The sequence below is a fragment of the Streptomyces sp. NPDC102402 genome (assembly GCF_044765765.1).
Taxonomy (GTDB): domain Bacteria; phylum Actinomycetota; class Actinomycetes; order Streptomycetales; family Streptomycetaceae; genus Streptomyces.
This window is the reverse complement of record NZ_JBIWKR010000001.1, coordinates 597,344-619,796: the sequence shown is the minus strand read 5'-3', so window position 1 is coordinate 619,796 and position 22,453 is coordinate 597,344. Positions and strand designations below refer to the sequence as shown.

Below are 22,453 nucleotides of genomic sequence, written 5' to 3'. Positions count from 1 at the left end.
TGGCAGGGCCACGGGCGCCGTTCACGCCGGCTTCGGAAGCGGCCGAACCCGCGCCCGTGGCTCCACTCACGCTCTACTCCTCGTGCTCCCCTGCCGAAGGCGCCGTGCCCTCGGCCGTGCCCTCGACCACGCTCTCGGCATGAGCCTCGACCGTGGCGCCTTCGGCTTCATCGGTCCCGTCGACCTCTTCGGCCTCACGACCGGCCTCGGCGTTGCGCGCGATACCGACGACGGCATCGCGCTTGCCCAGATTGATCAGTTGGACGCCCATGGTGTCACGGCCCGTCTCCCTGACTTCATTGACTCGCGTACGAATCACACCACCGCCGAGCGTGATGGCGAGGATCTCGTCCGCTTCCTCCACCACCAGCGCACCGACGAGCGAGCCCCGGTCCTCGACGATCTTGGCGGCCTTGATGCCCAGACCGCCACGGCCCTGGACGCGGTACTCGTCGACAGCGGTCCGCTTCGCGTACCCACCGTCGGTGGCAGTGAACACGAACGTACCGGGCCGGACGACATTCATCGAGAGCAGTTCGTCGCCCTCGCGGAAACTCATGCCCTTCACGCCGGAGGTCGCACGGCCCATCGGACGCAGCGCGTCGTCCGTGGCGGTGAACCTGATCGACTGGGCCTTCCTGCTGATGAGCAGCAGGTCGTCCTCGGCCGACACCAGCTCGGCGCCGATCAGCTCGTCGTCGCTGCCGTCCTGCGTCTCACGCAGGTTGATGGCGATGACGCCGCCCGAGCGGGGCGAGTCGTAGTCCTTGAGCGCCGTCTTCTTCACCAGGCCGCCCTTGGTGGCCAGGATCAGGTAGGGCGCCGCCTCGTAGTCACGGATCGCCAGGATCTGCGCGATCTGCTCGTCCGGCTGGAACGCCAGGAGGTTGGCCACGTGCTGGCCACGCGCGTCCCGGCCGGCGTCCGGCAGCTCGTACGCCTTGGCCCGGTAGACACGGCCCTTGTTCGTGAAGAACAGCAGCCAGTGGTGCGTCGTCGACACGAAGAAGTGGTCGACGATGTCGTCTTCCCTGAGCTTCGTGCCGCGCACGCCCTTGCCGCCGCGCTTCTGCGAGCGGTAGTCGTCCGTCTTGGTCCGCTTGACGTACCCGCCGCGCGAGATGGTGACGACGATGTCTTCCTCGGCGATGAGGTCCTCGATCGACATGTCACCGTCGAAGGGCACCAGCTTCGAGCGCCGGTCGTCACCGAACTTGTCGACGATCGAGGCCAGTTCCTCGCTGACGATCGAACGCTGCTTCGCGGGGGAGGCGAGGATCTCGTTGTACTCGTTGATCTTCGCCTGGAGCTCGTCGTGCTCGGCGGTGATCTTCTGGTGCTCCAGCGCGGCAAGACGCCGCAGCTGCATCTCCAGGATCGCGTTCGCCTGGAGTTCGTCGATCTCCAGCAGGCCCATGAGGCCCTCGCGCGCGATCTCCACCGTGTTGCTGCGCCGGATGAGAGCGATGACCTCGTCGATGGCGTTCAGGGCCTTGAGGAGGCCGCGCAGGATGTGCGCCCGCTCCTCGGCCTTCCGCAGCCGGAACTTCGTACGCCGGACGATGACCTCGATCTGGTGCGTCACCCAGTGGCGGATGAACGCGTCGATCGACAGCGTGCGCGGGACCCCGTCGACGAGCGCCAGCATGTTGGCGCCGAAGTTGGTCTGGAGGTCCGTGTGCTTGTACAGGTTGTTCAGGACGACCTTGGCGACCGCGTCCCGCTTGAGCACGACGACCAGGCGCTGGCCCGTGCGCGAGGACGTCTCGTCACGGACGTCCGCGATGCCGCCGACCTTGCCGTCCTTCACGAGGTCGGCGATCTTCTGCGCGAGGTTGTCGGGGTTGGTCTGGTACGGGAGCTCCGTGACGACCAGGCACTGACGGCCCTGGATCTCCTCGACCGCGACGACCGCGCGCATCGTGATGGAGCCACGGCCCGTGCGGTACGCCTCCTCGATGCCCTTGCGGCCCACGACCAGCGCGCCGGTCGGGAAGTCCGGGCCCTTGATCCGCTCGATCAGGGCGTCCAGGAGCTCCTCGTGCGAGGCTTCCGGGTGCTCCAGGTACCACTGCGCACCGGCGGCGACCTCGCGCAGGTTGTGCGGCGGGATGTTGGTCGCCATACCGACCGCGATGCCCGCCGAACCGTTCACCAGGAGGTTCGGGAAACGCGCCGGCAGAACCGTCGGCTCCTGGTTGCGGCCGTCGTAGTTGTCCTGGAAGTCGACGGTCTCCTCGTCGATGTCCCGGACCATCTCCATGGACAGCGGCATCATCTTGCACTCGGTGTACCGCATGGCCGCGGCCGGGTCGTTGCCCGGGGAGCCGAAGTTGCCGTTGGAGTCCACCAGCGGCATGCGCATCGACCAGTGCTGCGCCAGGCGCACGAGCGCGTCGTAGATCGAGGAGTCGCCGTGCGGGTGGTACGTACCCATGACGTCACCGACGACGCGGGCGCACTTGTAGAAGCCCTTCTCGGGCCGGTAGCCACCGTCGTACATCGCGTACAGCACGCGGCGGTGAACGGGCTTCAGACCGTCCCTCACGTCGGGCAGCGCACGCGACACGATGACGGACATCGCGTAGTCGAGGTAGGAGCGCTGCATCTCCGTCTCGAGCCCGACGGGCTCGACACGCATGCCCACGCCCGGGACGGCGGGCTCCTCTTCGGGCATCACAGGGGTGTTCTCGTCGGCCATTGCTGGTCAAAGTCCTTTCGCGCTACGGCTTGGAGGGCCCGGCCACTCGCCGGACCTCCTCCTTGTACGGCCGACTCAGATGTCGAGGAAGCGGACGTCCTTGGCGTTGCGCTGGATGAACGAGCGCCGCGCCTCGACGTCCTCGCCCATGAGCACCGAGAACAGGTCGTCGGCCTGCGCCGCGTCGTCCAGCGTCACCTGGCCCAGCACACGGTGGTCGACGTCCATCGTGGTCACACGCAGCTCCTCGGCGTTCATCTCGCCGAGACCCTTGAAGCGCTGGATCGAGTCTTCCTTGATGCGCTTGCCGTTCTGCTTGCCGAGAGCCACCAGGGCGTCGCGCTCACGGTCCGAGTACGCGTACTCGAAGTCGTCCCGGCCCCACTTGATCTTGTAGAGCGGCGGGCGTGAGAGGTACACGTGCCCGGACTCGACCAGCGGCCGCATGAAGCGGAACAGGAAGGTCAGCAACAGGGTGTTGATGTGCTGGCCGTCGACATCGGCGTCCGCCATCAGGATGATCTTGTGATAGCGGAGCTTCTCGATGTCGAAGTCCTCGTGGACCCCGGTGCCGAAGGCCGAGATCAGCGCCTGGACCTCGGTGTTCTGCAGGATCTTGTCGATACGGGCCTTCTCGACGTTCAGGATCTTGCCGCGGATCGGCAGGATGGCCTGGTACATCGGGTTACGGCCGGACTTCGCCGAACCACCGGCGGAGTCACCCTCGACGATGAAGATCTCGCACTTCGTCGGGTCGTTGGACTGGCAGTCGCTCAGCTTGCCGGGCAGTGAGGCGCTCTCCAGGAGGCCCTTGCGACGGGTCAGGTCACGGGCCTTACGGGCCGCGACCCGGGCCGTCGACGCCGCGATGCCCTTGCGGATGATGTCGGCGGCCTCGTTGGGATTCCGGTCGAACCAGTCCGTCAGCTGCTCGTGGACGACCTTCTGGACGAACGTCTTCGCCTCGGTGTTGCCCAGCTTGGTCTTCGTCTGGCCTTCGAACTGCGGCTCGCCCAGCTTCACCGAGATGATCGCCGTCAGACCCTCGCGGACGTCCTCACCGGTGAGGTTGTCGTCCTTCTCGCGCAGCAGCTTCTTGTCGCGCGCGTAGCGGTTGACCAGCGAGGTCAGCGCGGCGCGGAAGCCCTCCTCGTGCGTACCGCCCTCATGTGTGTGGATCGCGTTGGCGAAGGAGTAGACCCCCTCGGTGTACTGCGTGTTCCACTGCATGGCGATCTCGGCCGAGAGGAGCCTGTCCTTGTCCTCGGCCTCGATGTCGATCACCGACTGGTGGATGAGGTCGCCCTTGCGGGAGTTGAGGTACTTGACGAAGTCGACGATGCCGTTCTCGTAGTGGTACGTGACCGTACGGGTCGGCTCCTCCTCCGGTACGTCGACCACCTCGGCGCTGTCGGCGCCCGCCGTGGCCTTCGCCGACTCGCGCTCGTCGGTGAGCTTGAGGGTGAGTCCCTTGTTGAGGAACGCCATCTCCTGGAAGCGGCGCGAGAGGGTCTCGAAGGAGTAGTCGGTGGTCTCGAAGACGTCTCCGTCGGCCCAGAAGGAGACGGTCGTCCCGGTCTCCTCGGTGGCCTCGTGACGGGCCAGCGGAGCAGTCGGGACACCGAGCTTGTAGTCCTGGGTCCAGCGGTAGCCGTCCGTCTTGACCTCCACCGCCACCCGTGTGGACAGGGCGTTGACGACGGACACGCCGACGCCGTGGAGACCGCCGGAGACGGCGTAACCGCCACCGCCGAACTTTCCGCCCGCGTGCAGGACGGTCAGCACGACCTCGACGGCCGGCTTGCCCTCGGACGGCACGATGCCGACCGGGATACCGCGGCCGTTGTCGACCACGCGCACCCCGCCGTCGGCGAGGATCGTGACGTCGATGGTGTCCGCGTGCCCGGCCATCGCCTCGTCGACCGAGTTGTCGACAACCTCTTGCACGAGGTGGTGGAGACCGCGCTCACCGGTGGACCCGATGTACATGCCGGGTCGCTTGCGGACCGCGTCCAGGCCCTCGAGCACGGTGATCGCGCTGGCGTCGTACGAGGCGGTCACCTCGCCGTGCTCACCGGCTGTGGACGGAATGTTCTCGTTGGGGTTGCCGGAATCGGCCACGAAGCGCCCTTTCTGGCACAGCACAGGCCGTTCTCCGGCTCGCGGGAGCGGCTGCGTCGTTCGGCGTGTATCGACGACTCCCGCGAGGAAGCGGGATTGTCCACCAGTCTACCGGTAGCGCTGACATGAATGGGGGTTTGCCGGTGCCTGAGTACGCATGTGCCGCCCTGAATGAGCGGTTGACGACTCCCCATATTCGGGAAGGGCCCCCGGGGGGCTCACGAGGGCATTGCGCGCTTCGGCCTGTCAACCTCCGGCTACGGTGAGGGACGCTCCCCACCCGCCACGTGACGCAAAATCTCCCATAGCCGTGCAGAACGGAAACGCCGGGCTGCGAGCAAACCGGGGCAGACGCGGATGTTCCAGCTCTCCGCCCCTCCCGGCACAGGACGGGGCCCCAGCACGTCGGCGAGGGAAAAGCCCTGCTCAGCCGTAGGTGTCGCCGGGGCCCTTGCTCCCTGGAGTCCGGAGTGGACCGAATCTGCGCTGAGGCCCGCCCGGACCGAGCACCTTGATCATGCGCACGGTGCCATGGCCGAGATCGGTGTTCAGCCTGGCCACCAGCTGCGGGGCCAGCAGCCGCAACTGCGTCGCCCACGCCGTCGAATCGCACTGCACGGTCAGGACCCGCTCGGACGGGTCCTCGTCGTACCGCACAGGGACGCAGTGATTGGCCAGATCGTCACCGACGATCTGCGGCCAGCGGCCCATCACGCCACCGACGGCCGCCGGAGTCTCCCAGCCACGCTCGGTGATCAAGCGGTTGACCGCCGAACCCAGGGGCAGCGGATCCCGGCCGTCGGAACGGGCGCCCGACCTCAGGCCGCCACCGCGCCGCGCCTGGTTCTTCTGCTGCGCCGCCGCACCCCGGGCGCGGGCCTGCTCCTTGGCCGCGCGCAGTGCCACCCGCGCCAGATCGACACCCGACACCTCCGGCTGCTTGGCCGGGCCGGGCGTGGATCCGCCCTTGTCCTCCTGTGCGCTCACAGCCGCTCCACCTCACCGGCGGACACCGCGTACCGGGCTCCTGCCAGCACACCCGGGACGTCGTCGTCCACCGCGGCCGTCACCAGCACCTGCTCGCCGGGGGCCACCAGCTCCGCCAGCCGTTCACGGCGTCGTGCGTCCAGCTCGGCGAACACGTCGTCCAGCACCAGCACCGGCTCGTTGCCCTCGGTGCGGAGCAGATCGTAGGAGGCCAGCCGCAGCGCCAGGGCGTACGACCAGGACTCACCGTGGCTCGCGTACCCCTTCGCCGGCATGCCGCGCAGCCCCAGCACCAGGTCGTCACGGTGCGGGCCGACGAGCGTCACCCCGCGCTCGATCTCCTGCTTACGCGCCTGGACCAGCGCCGCCATCACCTGCTCGTACAGCTCCTCGCGGGTGCGCGCCGGCTCCACGTCGGTGCCGACCGAGCTGCGGTACTCGAGAGTCACGGGCCCACCGCCGGGGGCGACGTCCGCGTAGGCCTTGTCCGCCAGCGGCTGCAGGGTGGCGATCAGGTCGAGCCGCTGCGCCAGCAGCTCGGCCCCCACACGTCCCAGGTGCTGGTCCCACACGTCCAGGGTGGACATGTCCATGGAACGGCCGCCGTGCCTGCGGGCCATCGCCGCGGACTTCAGCAGGGTGTTGCGCTGCTTCAGCACCCGTTCGTAGTCGGAGCGGACCCCGGCCATGCGGGGGGAGCGCGCCGTGATCAGCTCGTCCAGGAAGCGCCGGCGCTCACCCGGGTCGCCCTTCACCAGGGCCAGGTCCTCCGGGGCGAAAAGCACCGTCCTCACTATCCCGAGGACGTCACGTGGCCTGACCTGCGACGACCGGTTGATGCGGGCCCGGTTGGCGCGCCCCGGATTCAGCTCGAGCTCGATCAGCTGCGACCGCTCGCCCTGAGTGACCGCCGCCCGTACGACGGCGCGCTCCGCGCCCATCCGCACCAGGGGGGCGTCGGACGACACACGGTGGCTGCCCAGCGTCGCGAGATAGCCGACGGCCTCCACCAGATTGGTCTTGCCCTGGCCGTTGGCCCCCACGAACGCGGTGACGCCCGGGTCGAGAGGAACCTCGACCCGGGCGTACGAGCGGAAGTCGGCCAGCGAGAGATGCGTGACGTGCATGGTCGCCGACCTTTCCGACTGCGCTCTGCTGTGTACCGCTGTGCCGCGGGCTGTCCACTGCCCGCGGCTGCTTCCTGCGGGCTACTTCTTGTTCTCGACCGCGTGGCCGCCGAACTGGTTGCGCAGTGCGGCGATCATCTTCATCTGCGGCGAGTCGTCCTGCCGCGAGGCGAAGCGCGCGAACAGGGACGCGGTGATCGCGGGCAGCGGCACCGCGTTGTCGATGGCGGCCTCGACCGTCCACCGGCCCTCACCGGAGTCGGCGGCGAAGCCACGGAGCTGGTCGAGGTGCTCGTCGTCGTCCAGCGCGTTGACGGCGAGGTCGAGCAGCCAGGAACGGATGACCGTGCCCTCCTGCCAGGAGCGGAAGACCTCGCGCACGTCGGTGACGGAGTCGACCTTCTCCAGGAGCTCCCAGCCCTCGGCGTAGGCCTGCATCATGGCGTACTCGATGCCGTTGTGGACCATCTTGGCGAAGTGACCGGCGCCGACCTTGCCCGCGTGGACGGAACCGAAGTCACCCTCGGGCTTCAGCGCGTCGAAGACCGGCTGGACCTTGGCGACGTTCTCCTCGGTGCCGCCGTACATCAGGGCGTAGCCGTTCTCCAGGCCCCAGACACCGCCGGAGACTCCGCAGTCGACGAAGCCGATGTCCTTGATGCCCAGCTCGACGGCGTGCTTCTCGTCGTCGGTCCAGCGCGAGTTGCCGCCGTCCACGACCACGTCGCCCGGGGACAGCAGGTCGGCCAGCTCGTCGATGGTCGACTGGGTCGCGGCACCCGCCGGGACCATCACCCACACGACGCGCGGGCCCTTGAGCTTGCCCACAAGCTCCTCGAGGCTGTGGACATCGGCGACGTCCGGGTTGCGGTCGTAACCGATGACCGTGTGGCCTGCGCGGCGGATGCGCTCGCGCATGTTGCCGCCCATCTTGCCGAGGCCGACGAGACCGAGCTCCATCAGAGATTCCTTTTGCGTTGTGCCGATTCGTACCCAGGACCGAGCCTACGCCCGGCCGGGGCAGCCCGGCGGGGTGCAGCACGGTGGGCCCGCTCTGCGCTGAGCCTGCCCGCCGGAGACTGCCATGACAGGGGCGACCGCCGGATCAGCCGGAGAGGCGGACCGGCATGATCAGGTACTTGTACGCGTCGTTCGCCTCGGCGTCGACGGCCGGGCGCCCGCTGAGCAGGGCCGGCTTGGTCGAGGTCGTGAAGGAGAGCTGGGCGACCGGGGAGTCGATCGCGCTCAGCCCGTCCAGCAGGAACGTCGGGTTGAAGGCGATGGAGATGTCGTCGCCCTCGAGCACGGCGTCGACGCGCTCCACAGCCTGTGCGTCGTCGCTGGAACCGGCTTCCAGGATCAGGACGCCCTGCTCGAAGCTGAGCCGCACCGGGGTGTTCCGCTCGGCGACGAGGGCCACGCGCTTGACGGCCTCGACGAACGGAGCGGTCTCGATGACCGCGACCGAGTTGAACTCGGTCGGGAAGAGCGTCCGGTACTTCGGGAGGTCGCCCTCGAGCAGCCGGGTGGTCGTACGGCGGCCGGCGCCCTCGAAACCGATGAGGCCCTCACCCGCGCCCGAGCCGGACAGCGCCAGTGTCACCGTGTCGCCACTGGTCAGAGCCTTGGCGGTGTCCAGAAGGGTCTTGGCGGGCACCAGGGCCACGGCCGAGGCGTCGGGGTTCTCCGGCTTCCAGAGGAACTCACGGACCGCGAAGCGGTAGCGGTCGGTCGACGCGAGGGTGACGGTGTCGCCCTCGATCTCGATCCGGACGCCGGTCAGGACGGGCAGGGTGTCGTCCCGCCCGGCCGCGATGGCGACCTGGGCGGCGGCGGAGGCGAAGACCTCACCGGGGACGGTGCCCGTGGCCGTCGGCATCTGCGGGAGCGCCGGGTACTCCTCCACAGGGAGGGTGTGGAGCGTGAACCGCGAGGAACCGCAGACCACCGTCGCCCGTACACCGTCCGTGGAGATCTCCACGGGCCGGTTCGGCAGCGCACGGCAGATGTCGGCGAGGAGCCGGCCGGACACGAGGACCGTGCCGTCCTCCTCGATCTCCGCGTCCACGGAGACCTTCGCCGAGACCTCGTAGTCGAAGCTCGAGAAGCTGAGGGCTCCGTCCTCAGCCTTCAGCAGAAGGCCTGCGAGAACGGGCGCCGGCGGACGGGCCGGGAGGCTGCGGGCCACCCAGGCCACCGCCTCCGCGAGTACATCGCGCTCCACCCGGATCTTCACCGGAACCGCCTCCTGCTGTTGCTCGCTCGCCCTGCCGGCCTTCGTCGTCTGACTGGGGCTCCCTGCCGAGGGGCTGGGGAGACCACCGGGGTCCAGTCTGACGTACGGCGCCGACACTCGTTGCTGCTCGGGGTCAAGTCGAGCCGAGAGGTTCGCCGAGGTCGCCGCTCGAGTTGTGCACAGGCCCCACTTCGAAGCTGATTCCTGGCTAACTCTGAGTGGTAGTAGTAGTAGGCCCTGTGGAAACCGTGGATAACGTCATCAGCGCAGGTCAGATGCTGTTTTTTGTCCACCGACCCTGTGGGTGGAACCGGTGGACAACCAGACGTTTCTGTGGACACACGAAAGTTCTGCACACCCGATGCACAGGGTGGGGTGACTTCTCCCCAGGGCTGTCCCCAGCTTTACCCACGTTCCCCACAGCTCAACCGACCCTCCTCGTGTGACGCCTTTCACTCTGGGCAGTGAAAGGCGGTGTCGGGTTGCCGAACAGTGGACAGGGGTGTGGAGAAGCTGGGGACAACCACGGCCCGCCTGTGGGCCGCCGGTGGACAACAGGGGCGAGCCCCTGTGGACGAATTTTCTGTCCACAGGCTGTGGATCACGGTTGACCACAAATCCCCAGGCATGTGACCTGGCCTGATGGAGTATCGGCAGTCGAGCCTGTGGACGCAATCTGGACAACTTCACAGTCCCCAGGCTGTGGACGCCGATTTCCTCACTCTTCTGTGGAGAAGGGCTTGTACGCGGTGCGTATTCGAACACTCCGTGAGGTCTCAGCCCTCTCGCGGGCCGGATCCTCAGGACCGTGCCGGGCCAGGACTCGACCCCGGACCGTCCTGGAGCCGTCCTCGACGCACCTTTCAGCGGTGCCCAGGAACGCTCCTGGCGCCGCTCCCGGAGGCTCCGGACGAACGAAGGGCGCCCCGCGGAGGCCGTCGTCCGGTCCTCGGCGGGGCGCCCTGAGTGCGCCTGTGCGGTTGTCTCCGGCTGCTGTGCCTGCGCGTCAGCCGTTCTTGATGCGGTTGGTGAGCTCCGTGACCTGGTTGTAGATGGAGCGCCGCTCCGCCATCAACGCGCGGATCTTGCGGTCTGCGTGCATCACGGTGGTGTGGTCACGCCCGCCGAACTGGGCGCCGATCTTGGGCAGGGAGAGATCCGTCAGCTCGCGGCACAGATACATGGCGATCTGGCGCGCCGTCACCAGGACACGGCTGCGGGACGATCCGCAGAGGTCCTCGACGGTCAGTCCGAAGTAGTCCGCGGTCGCCGCCATGATGGCCGGCGCGGTGATCTCGGGGGCGGAGTCCTCGCCTCCCGGCAGCAGGTCCTTGAGCACGATCTCGGTCAGACCGAGATCCACCGGCTGCCGGTTGAGGCTCGCGAAGGCCGTCACACGGATCAGCGCGCCCTCCAGCTCACGGATGTTGCGGGAGATACGGGAGGCGATGAACTCGAGCACCTCGGGCGGGGCGTTGAGCTGCTCCTGCACCGCCTTCTTGCGGAGGATCGCGATGCGCGTCTCCAGTTCCGGCGGCTGCACGTCGGTGGTGAGGCCCCACTCGAACCGGTTGCGCAGCCGGTCCTCCAGCGTCACCAGCTGCCGGGGCGGCCGGTCGGAGGACAGCACGATCTGCTTGTTGGCGTTGTGGAGCGTGTTGAACGTGTGGAAGAACTCCTCCTGCGTCGACTCCTTGCTCGCCAGGAACTGGATGTCGTCGACCAGGAGGATGTCCACATCGCGGTACCGCTTGCGGAAGGTGTCGCCCTTGCCGTCGCGGATCGAGTTGATGAACTCGTTGGTGAACTCCTCGGAGCTCACGTACCGCACCCGGGTGCCCGGGTAGAGGCTGCGCGCGTAATGCCCGATGGCATGCAGCAGGTGGGTCTTGCCGAGCCCCGACTCCCCGTAGATGAAGAGGGGGTTGTACGCCTTCGCGGGGGCCTCGGCGACAGCCACCGCGGCCGCGTGGGCGAAGCGGTTGGAAGCGCCGATGACGAATGTGTCGAAAAGGTACTTGGGGTTCAGCCGGGCGTGCGGCTCACCGGTTCCCGGCGGCGGTGCCGACTGCGTGCCCATGGGGCCGCCGCCGGTCCGTCCGGTACCAGGACCGCCCTGGCGGTGCTGGGGCTGCTGGTCCTGCAGATCGTGGCGGTCGCGGCTGTCGCGCTGCTGCTCGTAGCCCTGGTGCTCGGGCTGCTGCGGACGGTAGTCGTGCTGGGGCTGCTGGGGCCGGGGACTCGCGTACGGATCGCGGTCCTGGTATCCGCCGTGCCGCGGCTGCCAGGACAGGTCCTCCTGGGCGCGGGGCCAGGCGCCCGGCTCGGGACGGTGCTGCTGGTAGTCCGGGTATGCCGGGCGGGCCGTCGGCATACCGTCGTCGGAGGGCCTGGGGCCGTAGTTGTCGTAACCGTCGTTGTGCGGAGGGTCGTCACGCGGGGGCCCCTGGTAGCGATGGGGCGGCTGCCCCTGGGGAGGCTGGTGCGACTGGTGCATGGGGGGCGCGAGCGGAGCGGGGGGCTCGCCGGCGGAGTCGTCGACGGTGATCGCGATGCGGATCGGCCGCCCGCACTCACGGGTGAGCGTCTCGCTGATGAGCGGCGCGAGCCTGCCCTCCAGGACGCGCTTGCCCCATTCGTTGGGCACGGCCAGCAGTGCGGTGTCGGCGACGAGGGCCAGAGGCTGGCAGCGCTCGATCCACTGCTTGTCCTTCGGTTCGATGCCCTGCTGGCCCTCCCCGAGGAGTTGTTCCAGCACTCGTGGCCACACTGCGGCAAGATCGGCAGGTACGTCAGCCACAAGGCACGCTCTCTCGCATGTCCCACGAATGTGTGCTTCTCGGGACGGGATGGGTCGGGTCGGGTGAGGCCCGGCAGGGGGGAAGGAAAAGAACCGGAGTTCAGCCACGGTAGTCAGCCCGACCCGCGAGGTTCAAGTTGTTGTCCACAGGCTGTGTACAGCACGGGGTGGCGCGGAGCCGGTTTGACCGAATGGCGCAGCCGCGCGTACCGTGACCAGGTCGAGTTGTCGATGGCTGCTGCCGCCTGCCTCCGATGGGCAAAGATCACGATCTGTGATTGTGAAGCGGTGCACTAAGGCGTTTACGCGAGTTCCTCGTGGGCGCACGGTGACAGCCAGGCGATGTCCCGCCAACACACGAATCATTTCTGGAGCCCCCGAGTGAGCAAGCGCACCTTCCAGCCGAACAACCGTCGTCGCGCCAAGACCCACGGTTTCCGCCTGCGTATGCGTACCCGTGCCGGCCGCGCGATTCTCGCGAACCGCCGTGGCAAGGGTCGCGCCAACCTGTCCGCCTGATCGCGGCCAGGTCATGACGTGCTGCCTACCGAGAATCGGCTGAGGCGGCGCGAGGACTTCGCAGCCGCTGTACGCCGGGGACGTCGGGCCGGACGCCCGCTACTCGTCGTACATCTACGCAGCGGTGTTACGGACCCGCACGTGACAGGGGAGAGTGTTCCCCCGCCGCGTGCGGGTTTCGTTGTCAGCAAAGCAGTGGGTGGAGCGGTCGTTCGCACCGCGGTGAAGCGGAAGCTTCGCCATCTGGTCCGCGATCGGCTTCCTCAGCTGCCCCCCGGTAGCCTTGTTGTCGTACGAGCGCTGCCCGGATCGGGTGACGCCGACCATGCACAGCTGGCCCGAGACCTGGACGCCGCCCTTCAGCGGCTTCTGGGAGGGGGCGCGCGATGAAGTACCCGCTGCTGGCTCTTATCAAGCTGTACCAGTGGACGATCAGCCCGCTCCTCGGGCCCGTCTGCCGGTACTACCCGTCGTGTTCCCACTATGGATATACGGCGATCGACCGGCACGGTGCGATCAAGGGAACAGCGCTGACCGCATGGCGCATCCTGCGGTGCAATCCGTGGTCACCCGGCGGCGTGGATCACGTACCGCCACGCAAACGTCCGCGTTGGCACGAACTGCTGCGCAGCTGTGTGCGTGGTGGCAAGGGCGGGGACTCCGCCGCCGATGTGCCTCCCGGGGGGTCGGTCTCCGAACCTCTGAGCCCGGCCACAGAGACCTCGCCCAATGCTCAAGGAGCCTGATTAGTGGACACGATTGCCAGTCTGTTCAGCTTTATCACCACACCTGTCTCGTGGGTCATCGTCCAGTTCCACAAGCTCTACGGAGCGCTCTTCGGCGATGACACGGGGTGGGCCTGGGGCCTTTCCATCGTGTCCCTGGTGGTCCTGATCCGGATCTGTCTGATCCCGCTGTTCGTCAAGCAGATCAAGTCGACCCGGAACATGCAGGTGCTCCAGCCGAAGATGAAGGCGATCCAGGAGCGCTACAAGAACGACAAGCAGCGTCAGTCCGAAGAGATGATGAAGCTGTACAAGGAGACGGGTACCAACCCGCTCTCCTCGTGCCTTCCCATCCTGGCGCAGTCCCCGTTCTTCTTCGCCCTGTACCACGTGCTCTCGGCCATCGCCTCGGGCAAGACGATCGGTGTCATCGACCAGCCGCTGCTGGACAGCGCCCGGCAGGCACACATCTTCGGTGCCCCGCTGGCCGCGAAGTTCATGGACAGCGAAGAGAAGGTCTCGGCGCTCGGCGCCTCGCTGACCGACGTCCGGGTGGTCACCGCGATCATGATCGTGATGATGTCCGCGTCGCAGTTCTTCACCCAGCGCCAGCTGATGACGAAGAACGTGGACCTGACGGTCAAGACCCCGTACATGCAGCAGCAGAAGATGCTGATGTACATCTTCCCGGTGATCTTCGCCGTCATGGGCATCAACTTCCCCGTCGGTGTCCTCGTCTACTGGCTGACCACCAACGTCTGGACCATGGGTCAGCAGATGTACGTGATCAACCAGAACCCGACTCCCGGCAGCAAGGCGCAGGACCAGTACCTGACCCGGCTGCTGAAGAGTGTGACCTCGCACGGCGAGGTCCGCGGCAGGACGCGGCGCAACACGGTCAAGCGCGTCGTCGCCAAGGGGACCGACCGCAACGACATCGAGCGCAAGTTCATCACCGGCCTGAGCAAGCTCGGTCTCGCCGCCCAGGAGGACGGGACGGTCGCGAAGAGCGAAGCCGCCGTGCTCGAGGCCGAGGGCGGTACCGCTCCCAAGCGCCAGCAGCCGAAGCGGCAGACCAAGGCGAAGCGTCACACCGCTGCCACGCACCCCGGCGCGGCGAAGGACTCCGGATCCACCGACGCGGAGTCCAAGACGTCGCTGGAGAAGCAGGCCGCACCGCAGGACGACAAGCCGAAGACGGCGGACAAGCCCGCCGCGTCCGGCTCCTCACGCCAAGCCAAGTCCGGACAGCGCAAGGGTCCCCAGCGGCCCAAGCACCCGTCCAAGAAGTAAGAAGGAGTCCATCCGTGACGGACGGCACCATCACCACGGCCGCTGAGGGCAGCGACACTCTGACCCGCCTCGAGCAGGAGGGGGAGATCGCAGCGGACTACCTCGAAGGCCTGCTCGACATCGCCGACCTCGACGGCGACATCGACATGGATGTGGAGGCGGACCGGGCCGCGGTCTCGATCATCAGCGAATCGGGGCGTGACCTGCAGAAGCTCGTGGGCCGTGACGGTGAGGTGCTGGAGGCGCTCCAGGAGCTGACGCGCCTGGCCGTGCACCGGGAGACCGGGGACCGCAGCAGGCTGATGCTGGACATCGCCGGTTTCCGTGCCAAGAAGCGTGAGGTGCTCGCCGCGCTGGGTGCCAAGGCCGCGGACGAGGTCAAGAGCTCGGGCGAGCCGGTCAAGCTGGAGCCGATGACGCCGTTCGAGCGCAAGGTCGTGCACGACGCGATCGCGGCAGCGGGTCTGCGCAGTGAGTCCGAGGGCGAGGAGCCGCAGCGCTTCGTCGTCGTTCTGCCGGCCTGACCGGATCCTTGTACTGTCGGCCCCGTCTGTTCGCAGGCGGGGCCGATCTTTGTCAGCCTGATAGTCAGCGTGCTAGTGCGGTACGGAAGGACGGTCCCCGTGACGGAGGAAGCAGTGCTCCCTCAGGCGCCCAAGGAGGCGCAGACGGTATTCGGTGAGTTCTTCCCAGAGGCTGTCAGGTATGCCGAGCTGCTCGCGGACGCGGGCGTCAAGCGTGGTCTGATCGGTCCTCGCGAGGTGCCGCGGCTCTGGGAACGGCACCTGCTGAACTGCGCGGTCCTCTCCGAGGTGGTTCCCGAGGGTGTCACGGTGTGCGATGTCGGGTCCGGGGCCGGCCTTCCGGGGATTCCCCTCGCCCTGGTGCGTCCCGACCTCAAGATCACGCTGCTCGAGCCACTGCTGCGGCGCACGAATTTCCTCCAGGAGGTCGTCGAGCTTCTGGGGCTGGATCATGTGACGGTTGTCCGCGGGCGTGCCGAAGAGGTACTCGGAACGCTTCAGCCTGTTCAAGTGGTGACCGCCCGGGCCGTTGCCCCGCTCGACCGGCTCGCCGGATGGGGAGTGCCCCTCCTCCGCCCTTACGGAGAGATGCTGGCCCTCAAGGGCGGGACGGCCGAGGAGGAGATTCAGGGGGCTCGTGCCGCCCTGAGCAAGCTCGGTGTGGTGGAGACCGAGGTGCTGCACGTCGGCGAGGGGCTGGTTGATCCAGCGACCACTGTCGTGCGTGTGGTCGTCGGGGAGAGTCCGGGTGGTGTGAGGTTCGCCGCAAAGCGCGCCAAGGCTGCACGAGTGGGCCGGACCCGGCGGCGCCGTTGAGCGAGAGCTCCACATAGCTCTTTTGTTGGTCTTTGGGGCGCTTGATGCTTCTTCGTGAAGATGCTCCATGCAAGCAGCGATATGCGCCGCCTGCGGAGTGTCGGGAGCCCGCCGCTGTACTGCAGAGGCATCGTGTTTCACGTGAAACGTCGCTCTCTGCTGCAGGGAATCATCGGTCGCGGTCGTGCGGCTGCCGCGCCGCGCGACCGTAGGCCCGTAAGGGCTGCCGAGTTGTCCACAGAACCGGATTCATCCACAGAACAGTCGGCCTCGCTGGTTCACGACCCCGAAAGCATGGCAGGCTCTGTTCATTGCGAGCCTGAAGTCGAGGAGAGTGAATCCTTGCGGTCCGACGCCAACATCGCGGGACCGATGACCGATCCGGTCCCCGGTCCCCGTACCGAGTCCCTGGGGGACGGTGTTTCACGTGAAACACCGCCACCGATGGACGACACACCCATTGGTCGTGCTGCTCAGCTGGCTGTCGAGGCCCTTGGCCGCGCCGGTGAGGGGCTGCCACGGCCGGACCGGACACGCGTCATGGTCGTGGCCAACCAGAAGGGCGGTGTGGGCAAGACAACCTCGACGGTCAACCTTGCCGCATCGCTCGCACTGCATGGTGCGCGCGTACTGGTGGTGGACCTCGACCCGCAGGGGAATGCCTCCACGGCTCTGGGGATCGACCATCACGCGGAAGTCCCCTCCATCTACGACGTCCTGGTGGAGAGCATGCCTCTCTCCGAAGTGGTGCAGCCCGTACCAGACGTTGAAGGTCTCTTCTGCGCCCCAGCGACCATCGATCTCGCCGGTGCGGAGATCGAGCTGGTGTCGCTGGTGGCGCGGGAGAGTCGGCTGCAGCGGGCGATCCAGGCGTATGACCAGCCGCTGGACTACATCCTCATCGACTGTCCTCCCTCGCTCGGTCTCCTGACGGTCAACGCCCTCGTGGCCGGAGCAGAGGTACTCATCCCGATTCAGTGTGAGTACTACGCACTGGAGGGTCTCGGACAACTGCTGCGCAATGTCGATCTGGTCCGAGGGCATCTCAACCCCGACCTGCACGTGTCGACGATCCTGCTCACCATGTACGACGGCAGGACCAGGCTTGCCTCGCAGGTCGCGGAGGAGGTGCGCACCCACTTCGGCAAGGAAGTGCTGCGGACCAGCATCCCGCGGTCCGTTCGGATCTCGGAGGCGCCCAGCTACGGGCAGACGGTCCTGACGTACGACCCGGGGTCCAGTGGATCCCTGTCCTACCTCGAGGCGGCTCGTGAGATCGCGCTGAGAGGTGTTGGGGTGCACTACGAGGCCCAGCACGCCTCTGCGGGGCAGCCTGCCCACACGGGCATCCAGAACAGCCAGCAGAACAATTCGGAGGGCATGCAGTGAGTGAGCGTCGTAGAGGGCTGGGGCGTGGACTCGGTGCGCTGATTCCCGCAGCTCCGCAGGAGAAGCAGATCGCGAGCCCTGCGTCGGGTGCCGGCGCGGCTGGTGTGTCTCCCGTACTCACCGCCGAGCGGGGGGTGGCCGCGGCGAAACTGGCCGCGCTCCCCTCCGGCGCCTTGGTGCCGGAGCCGAGCTCTCCCGTTGGCGAAGAGGCGCCTGCTACGGAGCAGACCGATTCTGCTGGGGCGTACTTCGCTGAGATTCCCCTGGAGTCGATCACGCCCAACCCGAAGCAGCCTCGTGAGGTCTTCGACGAGGATGCTCTGGCGGAACTGGTGACCTCCATCAAGGAGGTCGGTCTCCTCCAGCCCGTCGTCGTGCGCCAGGTCGCCGGTGACCGCTACGAGCTGATCATGGGTGAGCGCCGCTGGAGGGCCTGCGGCGAAGCCGGCCTGGAGCGCATCCCGGCCATCGTGCGTGCGACTGACGACGAGAAACTACTCCTGGACGCGCTCCTCGAGAACCTGCACCGGGCACAGCTGAATCCTCTGGAGGAGGCAGCGGCGTACGACCAGCTGCTGAAGGACTTCAAGTGCACCCATGACCAGCTGGCGGACCGGATCGGACGGTCCCGTCCGCAGGTGTCGAACACGCTCCGTCTGCTCCGGCTCTCCCCGCCGGTCCAGCGCAGGGTCGCGGCAGGGGTCCTCTCGGCCGGGCATGCGCGGGCGCTGCTGTCGGTGGACGACTCCGAGGAACAGGACCGGCTGGCTCACCGCATCGTGGCCGAGGGGCTCTCGGTGCGTGCCGTCGAGGAGATCGTGAATCTTCTCGGATCCGAACCCACGAGTTCGGCCAAGCCCCGGGGGCCCCGCGCCGGCGGTCGGGTCTCACCGGCTCTGACCGATCTGGCGTCGCGTCTTTCGGACCGTTTCGAGACGCGCGTGAAGGTCGACCTCGGGCAGAAGAAGGGGAAGATCGTCGTCGAGTTCGCCTCGATGGAGGATCTGGACCGCATTCTCGGCAGCCTTGCCCCTGGTGAGGGACGAGTGCTGGAGCGGAGTGTCGAAGAGGAGCAGGCGGAGGCTGACGAGGCCTGAGTCCGTCGGGCGTCGAAGGGCGGGCCGAGTTCCGGGAAGTTCTCCGGGAACTCGGCCCGCCCTTTGCCGTCTCTCGGTATCCCCATCACCTCTGGGTGGATACGATGCGTTCTGGTATGGCGTATCCACCACCGTGATCCACCTCAGAGGAGGCGGGGGCAGTGCGATCAGTGAATCGCGGCCACCTGGTGACAGTCGGGCTGGGGCTTGGTGCTGTCGGAGGCTTCGTCGGCAGCCTGTTCCGTGAACGGAGTGCGCTGGCAGCCGCACGTGATGCGGCGGGCGAAGGAAGTGAGGAACCGCCTACATGGGGCGACGGCTTGTACCGCTCACACTGGACAACCTTCCCGATCTCCCCAGGCGCTGCCGTTCATGTGTCTTCTGGGAACTTGATCCGGTCAGCGGGGAAGCTGCGGTAAAAGAAGGCAGACCAGAGGCCGAGAAGGAAGCCTGGATCTCCGCCGTGCTCTTGGAGTGGGGCTCGTGCGGGCGGGTCGTCTATGTGGATGATGTCGCGGCCGGCTTCGTTCTCTACGCACCCCCTGCGTACGTACCCCGCTCCACGGCGTTTCCCACGAGCCCTGTCTCCCCTGACGCCGTGCAGCTGATGACCGCGTTGATCGTGCCGGGCTTCCAGGGCCAGGGGCTCGGCCGTGTGATGGTGCAGACGGTGGCCAAGGATCTGTTGCGCCGAGGCTTCAAGGCGATCGAGGCTTTCGGCGACGCCCGGTGGAAAGAACCGGCCTGCGTGCTGCCTGCGGATCACCTGCTCGCGGTCGGGTTCAAGACCGTGCGCCCCCATCCCGTTCATCCGCGGTTGAGGCTCGAGCTGCGTACGACGCTTTCCTGGAAGGAAGACGTCGAGCTGGCACTGGACAGATTGCTGGGTGCGGTGCAGAAGGAGCCGGCGCTGCGGCCTCTCTGAAAGTCGCGTCTGAGGGGAACATGCGAGGCTCATGGCGGGGAACATGCAGAACGGGCCCACCCCGGAGGGTGGGCCCGTTTCACGTGAAACCGTCAGCTGCTACTTCTGGACGATGAAGTTCTCGAGGTCGCGGAGAATAGCGGCCTTCGGCTTGGCACCGACGATGGTCTTGGCGACCTCGCCGCCCTGGTACACGTTGAGGGTGGGGATCGACATCACGCCGTACTTTGCCGCGGTGGCCGGGTTCTCGTCGATGTTGAGCTTGACGATCTCGATCTCGTCGCCGTACTCAGCCGCGATTGCCTCCAGCGAGGGAGCGATCTGGCGGCACGGACCGCACCATGCCGCCCAGAAGTCCACCAGTACCGGCTTGTCGTTCTTCAGGACGTCCTCATCGAAGGAGTCGTCAGTTACGTTCTTCAGCGCGCCGGCCACGGCGGCCTCCTTAGGGGTGTGGGTGTGGGGGGATGCGGTCAGACTGCCGGGGTCTTCTCCGGCTCGGCGAGGTGTTCGTCGGAGAGCGCAGCCAGGAAGCGCTCTGCGTCGAGCGCAGCCGAGCAGCCGGTCCCGGCCGCGGTGATCGCCTGGCGGTAGGTGTGGTCGACGACGTCGCCGGCGCCGAAGACACCCTTGAGATTGGTGCGCGTCGAGGGCGCTTCGACCTTGAGGTAACCCTCGTCGTCGAGGTCCAGCTGGCCCTTGAAGAGCTCCGTGCGGGGGTCGTGGCCGACAGCGATGAACAGGCCGGTCACCGGAAGCTCAGAGGTCTCGCCGGTCTTGGTGTTGCGGAGGGTGAGGCTCGAGAGCTTCTGTTCCCCGTGCACCGTGGCGACCTCGCTGTCCCACGCGAACTTGATCTTCGGGTCGGCAAAGGCGCGCTCCTGCATGGCCTTGGAGGCACGCAGGGAGTCACGGCGGTGGACGATCGTGACGGACTTGGCGAACCGGGAGAGGAAGGTCGCCTCCTCCATCGCGGTGTCCCCGCCACCGACCACGGCGATGTCCTGGTCCTTGAAGAAGAAGCCGTCACAGGTGGCGCACCAGGAGACACCGCGTCCGGAAAGGGCGTCCTCGTTGGGCAGACCGAGCTTGCGGTGCTGGGACCCGGTGGTGACGATGACCGCCTTGGCGCGGTGCACTGTGCCCGCGGTGTCCGTGACGGTCTTGACGTCTCCGGAGAGGTCCACGGAGACCACGTCGTCGGGGATGAGCTCGGCACCGAAGCGCTCGGCCTGGGCGCGCATGTTGTCCATGAGCTCGGGGCCCATGATTCCGTCCTGGAAGCCCGGGAAGTTCTCCACGTCGGTGGTGTTCATCAGCGCACCGCCGGCCGTGACAGCGCCCTCGAAAACCAGCGGCTTCAGGGACGCGCGAGCGGTGTACAGGGCGGCGGTGTAACCAGCCGGCCCGGAGCCGATGATGATCACATTACGGACGTCGCTCACGGGTTCTTCCTCGTCTCTGCGGACTGCCTGCTGCCTACTGGGGTCGGTTCCACGACTCTCACCCCACCCAACGGATCCTACGGGGCATGCATTCCCGGAATCCCGGCCCGGCTCCCGGCGCGGTCCTCAGGGGCGTGTGTAGGAGTGCGTGAGCAGCAGCTGTCCCTTTGTCGCGGGCGCGGAATCGACGCACGCTGCGTCGACGACATACGCCTGGACGCGGCTCGGGTCGGTCGAGTGCGGCAGGACGACGAGGAAGGCAGCGGTTCCGTCGTAGCTGCCCTCCTCCACGGCCAAGGCGGGAGTGCTCCTGCCCGTGCCCTTCTGGACGCAGGGCGGCACATCCACGATCGGCGCACGCAACGGGGTGCGGGGTGACATGTTCTCGGGGGACGACTTGGTGTTCAAGGGCGGTTTGCCCGGATCGCTGCTCGGGGCCTCAGAAGCCGTCGCTCGGCTCAGAAGTACGCGGACCTGACCCTCCAGCGTGCCTTCCGAGAACTCTCCCTGGCGCTTCTGTGCGGAGCTGGCTCCACTGTCGGCCATCGAACTCGCCGACTCCTGGGAGCCCTGGAGGGTCTGCAGCAGGAAGACGCTCATGCCGACGGCCGCCGCACCGAAGGCGGTTCCGAGGATCAGCGCGCGGCGTCGACGGCGGGAGGGACTCCGACCGGGGCCGGTGGCCCCGCGAGGACGACCGGCCGGGCGGAGTGCGGCACCGCCCTCTGCGGGCGGGTCGAATGTTTCACGTGAAACAGAGACTGCTGCTGCCTCGGGGGAAGATGCGGCCTCCACAGCAAGAGCAGCGTTGACACGGGCGGCGACGTCCTCGGGCATCGGCTCGTCAAGCAGCGGCGGAGTCCCCCCCAGGAGGGAGCGGATCTCTTCCAGTGACGTGTAGACGCTGCCGCATTCTTCGCAGGCTTCGATATGACGACGAAGGGCTGCTTCACGGGCCGGAGCGATGAGGTCTTCGGTGAGATCGGAGATCTCCGAGACGTCCGGGTGTCGAGCCGTGTCGGCCGTGTCTGTCATGCGAGCCCACCTCCACCCTTTACCGCGGCAGGGTCGCCGTCATCTGCATCTCGTGGTCCTGACGCAGGTGGGACGGATGCCCCCTGCGTCCGGTTCCTCTCCTTGCTGTCCTTGGCTCCCCCTCTGCTGCTGCGCAGGTGGGTCAGCAAGGGCAGCAGTCTGGCCCGGCCCCGGGCGCAGCGGCTTTTCACCGTGCCGGTCGGCACATCGAGGATGCGGGCGGCCTCCGCCACGGGGTAGGCCTGCATGTCGACGAGGACGAGGGCGGCGCGCTGTTCGGCGGGGAGGGTGGCGAGGGCTGCCATCAGCTGACGGTGGAGGTCCTGCCGCTCGGCCGGAGCCTCGGCGGACTCGTGCGGCTCCAGGAGTTGATCCAGCCGTTCGGCGTCGTCCACCGGCGCGGTTCTGCGTGAAGCCGCCTTGCGAGCGCGGTCGAGGCAGGCGTTGACGGTGATCCTGTGCAGCCACGTGGTGACGGCGGACTGGCCGCGGAAGGTGTGGGCCGCGCGGAACGCGGAGACCAGGGCGTCCTGTACGGCATCGGCGGCCTCCTCCCGGTCGCCGAGCGTGCGCAGGGCCACGGCCCAGAGCCGGTCACGGTGGCGCCGTACGAGCTCACCGAAGGCATCGGGGTCGCCTGCGACGTGCTGGGCCAGGAGGTCCTGGTCGCTGGTGTCGGCGAATCCGGCGTCGTCCAACAGTGAGCCCCCTCC

General features: G+C 67.4%; 20 protein-coding genes. 9 read left to right on the top strand and 11 right to left on the bottom strand.

Going from position 1 to position 22,453, the window contains the following annotated elements; all coding sequences use genetic code 11:
- Positions 1-73: 73 nt before the first annotated feature.
- The 7 genes from gyrA to dnaA all read right to left on the bottom strand — a co-directional run bounded on the left by gyrA (position 74) and on the right by dnaA (position 11,972).
- Complete coding sequence (gene gyrA, locus ACIRJR_RS02530; protein WP_403772610.1) at positions 74-2,701, bottom strand: DNA gyrase subunit A; 2,628 nt, start codon at positions 2,699-2,701, stop codon at positions 74-76.
- A gap of 75 nt (positions 2,702-2,776) precedes the next feature.
- The gene (gene gyrB / locus ACIRJR_RS02525) at positions 2,777-4,846 is read right to left on the bottom strand and encodes a DNA topoisomerase (ATP-hydrolyzing) subunit B (RefSeq protein ID WP_403772608.1); all 2,070 of its coding nucleotides are present in this window, start codon (positions 4,844-4,846) and stop codon (positions 2,777-2,779) included.
- Between the two features lie 402 nt (positions 4,847-5,248).
- Positions 5,249-5,809, bottom strand: coding sequence for a DUF721 domain-containing protein (locus tag ACIRJR_RS02520; protein WP_403772605.1), 561 nt, complete (start codon positions 5,807-5,809; stop codon positions 5,249-5,251).
- Positions 5,806-6,936 carry a DNA replication/repair protein RecF gene (recF, locus tag ACIRJR_RS02515; RefSeq protein WP_403772602.1) on the bottom strand — a complete coding sequence of 377 codons (1,131 nt, stop codon included), beginning with the start codon at positions 6,934-6,936 and terminating at the stop codon, positions 5,806-5,808. Before recF ends, ACIRJR_RS02520 begins: the two co-directional genes overlap by 4 nt.
- Positions 6,937-7,017: 81 nt before the next feature.
- Entirely contained in the window at positions 7,018-7,896 is an 879-nt protein-coding gene (gene gnd / locus ACIRJR_RS02510; protein WP_124277886.1) for a phosphogluconate dehydrogenase (NAD(+)-dependent, decarboxylating), read from the bottom strand.
- 145 nt (positions 7,897-8,041) lie between these two features.
- Positions 8,042-9,172 (bottom strand): DNA polymerase III subunit beta, encoded by a 1,131-nt coding sequence (gene dnaN, locus ACIRJR_RS02505; RefSeq protein ID WP_073750679.1) that lies wholly within the window; start codon positions 9,170-9,172, stop codon positions 8,042-8,044.
- A gap of 1,006 nt (positions 9,173-10,178) precedes the next feature.
- Positions 10,179-11,972 (bottom strand): chromosomal replication initiator protein DnaA, encoded by a 1,794-nt coding sequence (dnaA, locus tag ACIRJR_RS02500; protein WP_403772598.1) that lies wholly within the window; start codon positions 11,970-11,972, stop codon positions 10,179-10,181.
- 381 nt (positions 11,973-12,353) lie between these two features.
- Here dnaA and rpmH point away from each other — a divergent pair, with 381 nt between their 5' ends.
- The 9 genes from rpmH to ACIRJR_RS02455 all read left to right on the top strand — a co-directional run bounded on the left by rpmH (position 12,354) and on the right by ACIRJR_RS02455 (position 19,260).
- On the top strand, positions 12,354-12,491 hold the full coding sequence (rpmH, locus tag ACIRJR_RS02495) for a 50S ribosomal protein L34 (RefSeq protein ID WP_014047156.1): 138 nt from the start codon (positions 12,354-12,356) through the stop codon (positions 12,489-12,491).
- 18 nt (positions 12,492-12,509) lie between these two features.
- A complete protein-coding gene (gene rnpA / locus ACIRJR_RS02490; protein WP_103760660.1) occupies positions 12,510-12,881 on the top strand; it encodes a ribonuclease P protein component in 372 nt (123 codons plus the stop codon).
- On the top strand, positions 12,878-13,237 hold the full coding sequence (gene yidD, locus ACIRJR_RS02485; RefSeq protein ID WP_403772595.1) for a membrane protein insertion efficiency factor YidD: 360 nt from the start codon (positions 12,878-12,880) through the stop codon (positions 13,235-13,237). The genes rnpA and yidD overlap by 4 nt, the downstream gene beginning before the upstream one ends.
- 3 nt (positions 13,238-13,240) lie before the next feature.
- A complete protein-coding gene (yidC, locus tag ACIRJR_RS02480; protein ID WP_403772591.1) occupies positions 13,241-14,509 on the top strand; it encodes a membrane protein insertase YidC in 1,269 nt (422 codons plus the stop codon).
- A 14-nt stretch (positions 14,510-14,523) separates the two neighbouring features.
- Positions 14,524-15,033, top strand: coding sequence for a protein jag (locus ACIRJR_RS02475; RefSeq protein ID WP_403772588.1), 510 nt, complete (start codon positions 14,524-14,526; stop codon positions 15,031-15,033).
- Positions 15,034-15,132: 99 nt separating this feature from the next.
- Positions 15,133-15,849, top strand: coding sequence for a 16S rRNA (guanine(527)-N(7))-methyltransferase RsmG (gene rsmG / locus ACIRJR_RS02470; protein WP_403772585.1), 717 nt, complete (start codon positions 15,133-15,135; stop codon positions 15,847-15,849).
- Positions 15,850-16,143: 294 nt separating this feature from the next.
- The gene (locus ACIRJR_RS02465; protein WP_403773775.1) at positions 16,144-17,238 is read left to right on the top strand and encodes a ParA family protein; all 1,095 of its coding nucleotides are present in this window, start codon (positions 16,144-16,146) and stop codon (positions 17,236-17,238) included.
- Complete coding sequence (locus ACIRJR_RS02460; protein WP_403772582.1) at positions 17,235-18,335, top strand: ParB/RepB/Spo0J family partition protein; 1,101 nt, start codon at positions 17,235-17,237, stop codon at positions 18,333-18,335. The genes ACIRJR_RS02465 and ACIRJR_RS02460 overlap by 4 nt, the downstream gene beginning before the upstream one ends.
- 307 nt (positions 18,336-18,642) lie before the next feature.
- On the top strand, positions 18,643-19,260 hold the full coding sequence (locus ACIRJR_RS02455; RefSeq protein ID WP_403772579.1) for a GNAT family N-acetyltransferase: 618 nt from the start codon (positions 18,643-18,645) through the stop codon (positions 19,258-19,260).
- 99 nt (positions 19,261-19,359) lie between these two features.
- Here the strand turns inward: ACIRJR_RS02455 and trxA are convergent, their stop codons facing one another.
- The 4 genes from trxA to sigM form a co-directional block, all read right to left on the bottom strand.
- A complete protein-coding gene (gene trxA / locus ACIRJR_RS02450; RefSeq protein ID WP_351273636.1) occupies positions 19,360-19,695 on the bottom strand; it encodes a thioredoxin in 336 nt (111 codons plus the stop codon).
- A 38-nt stretch (positions 19,696-19,733) separates the two neighbouring features.
- On the bottom strand, positions 19,734-20,705 hold the full coding sequence (gene trxB, locus ACIRJR_RS02445) for a thioredoxin-disulfide reductase (protein WP_403772574.1): 972 nt from the start codon (positions 20,703-20,705) through the stop codon (positions 19,734-19,736).
- A gap of 126 nt (positions 20,706-20,831) precedes the next feature.
- Positions 20,832-21,740, bottom strand: a complete 909-nt coding sequence (locus ACIRJR_RS02440) for an anti-sigma factor family protein (protein ID WP_403772571.1) — start codon at positions 21,738-21,740, stop codon at positions 20,832-20,834.
- On the bottom strand, positions 21,737-22,438 hold the full coding sequence (gene sigM, locus ACIRJR_RS02435) for an RNA polymerase sigma factor SigM (protein WP_403772568.1): 702 nt from the start codon (positions 22,436-22,438) through the stop codon (positions 21,737-21,739). Before sigM ends, ACIRJR_RS02440 begins: the two co-directional genes overlap by 4 nt.
- Positions 22,439-22,453 lie beyond the last annotated feature (15 nt).

Bases quoted from the DNA above. Each gene is read 5' to 3' on its own strand.
- gyrA (WP_403772610.1), bottom strand. From the start codon at position 2,701: ATGGCCGACGAGAACACCCCTGTGATGCCCGAAGAGGAGCCCGCCGTC.
- gnd (WP_124277886.1), bottom strand. From the start codon at position 7,896: ATGGAGCTCGGTCTCGTCGGCCTCGGCAAGATGGGCGGCAACATGCGC.
- ACIRJR_RS02465 (WP_403773775.1), top strand. From the start codon at position 16,144: ATGGCAGGCTCTGTTCATTGCGAGCCTGAAGTCGAGGAGAGTGAATCC.
- recF (WP_403772602.1), bottom strand. From the start codon at position 6,936: ATGCACGTCACGCATCTCTCGCTGGCCGACTTCCGCTCGTACGCCCGG.
- ACIRJR_RS02455 (WP_403772579.1), top strand. From the start codon at position 18,643: ATGGGGCGACGGCTTGTACCGCTCACACTGGACAACCTTCCCGATCTC.
- ACIRJR_RS02440 (WP_403772571.1), bottom strand. From the start codon at position 21,740: ATGACAGACACGGCCGACACGGCTCGACACCCGGACGTCTCGGAGATC.
- yidD (WP_403772595.1), top strand. From the start codon at position 12,878: ATGAAGTACCCGCTGCTGGCTCTTATCAAGCTGTACCAGTGGACGATC.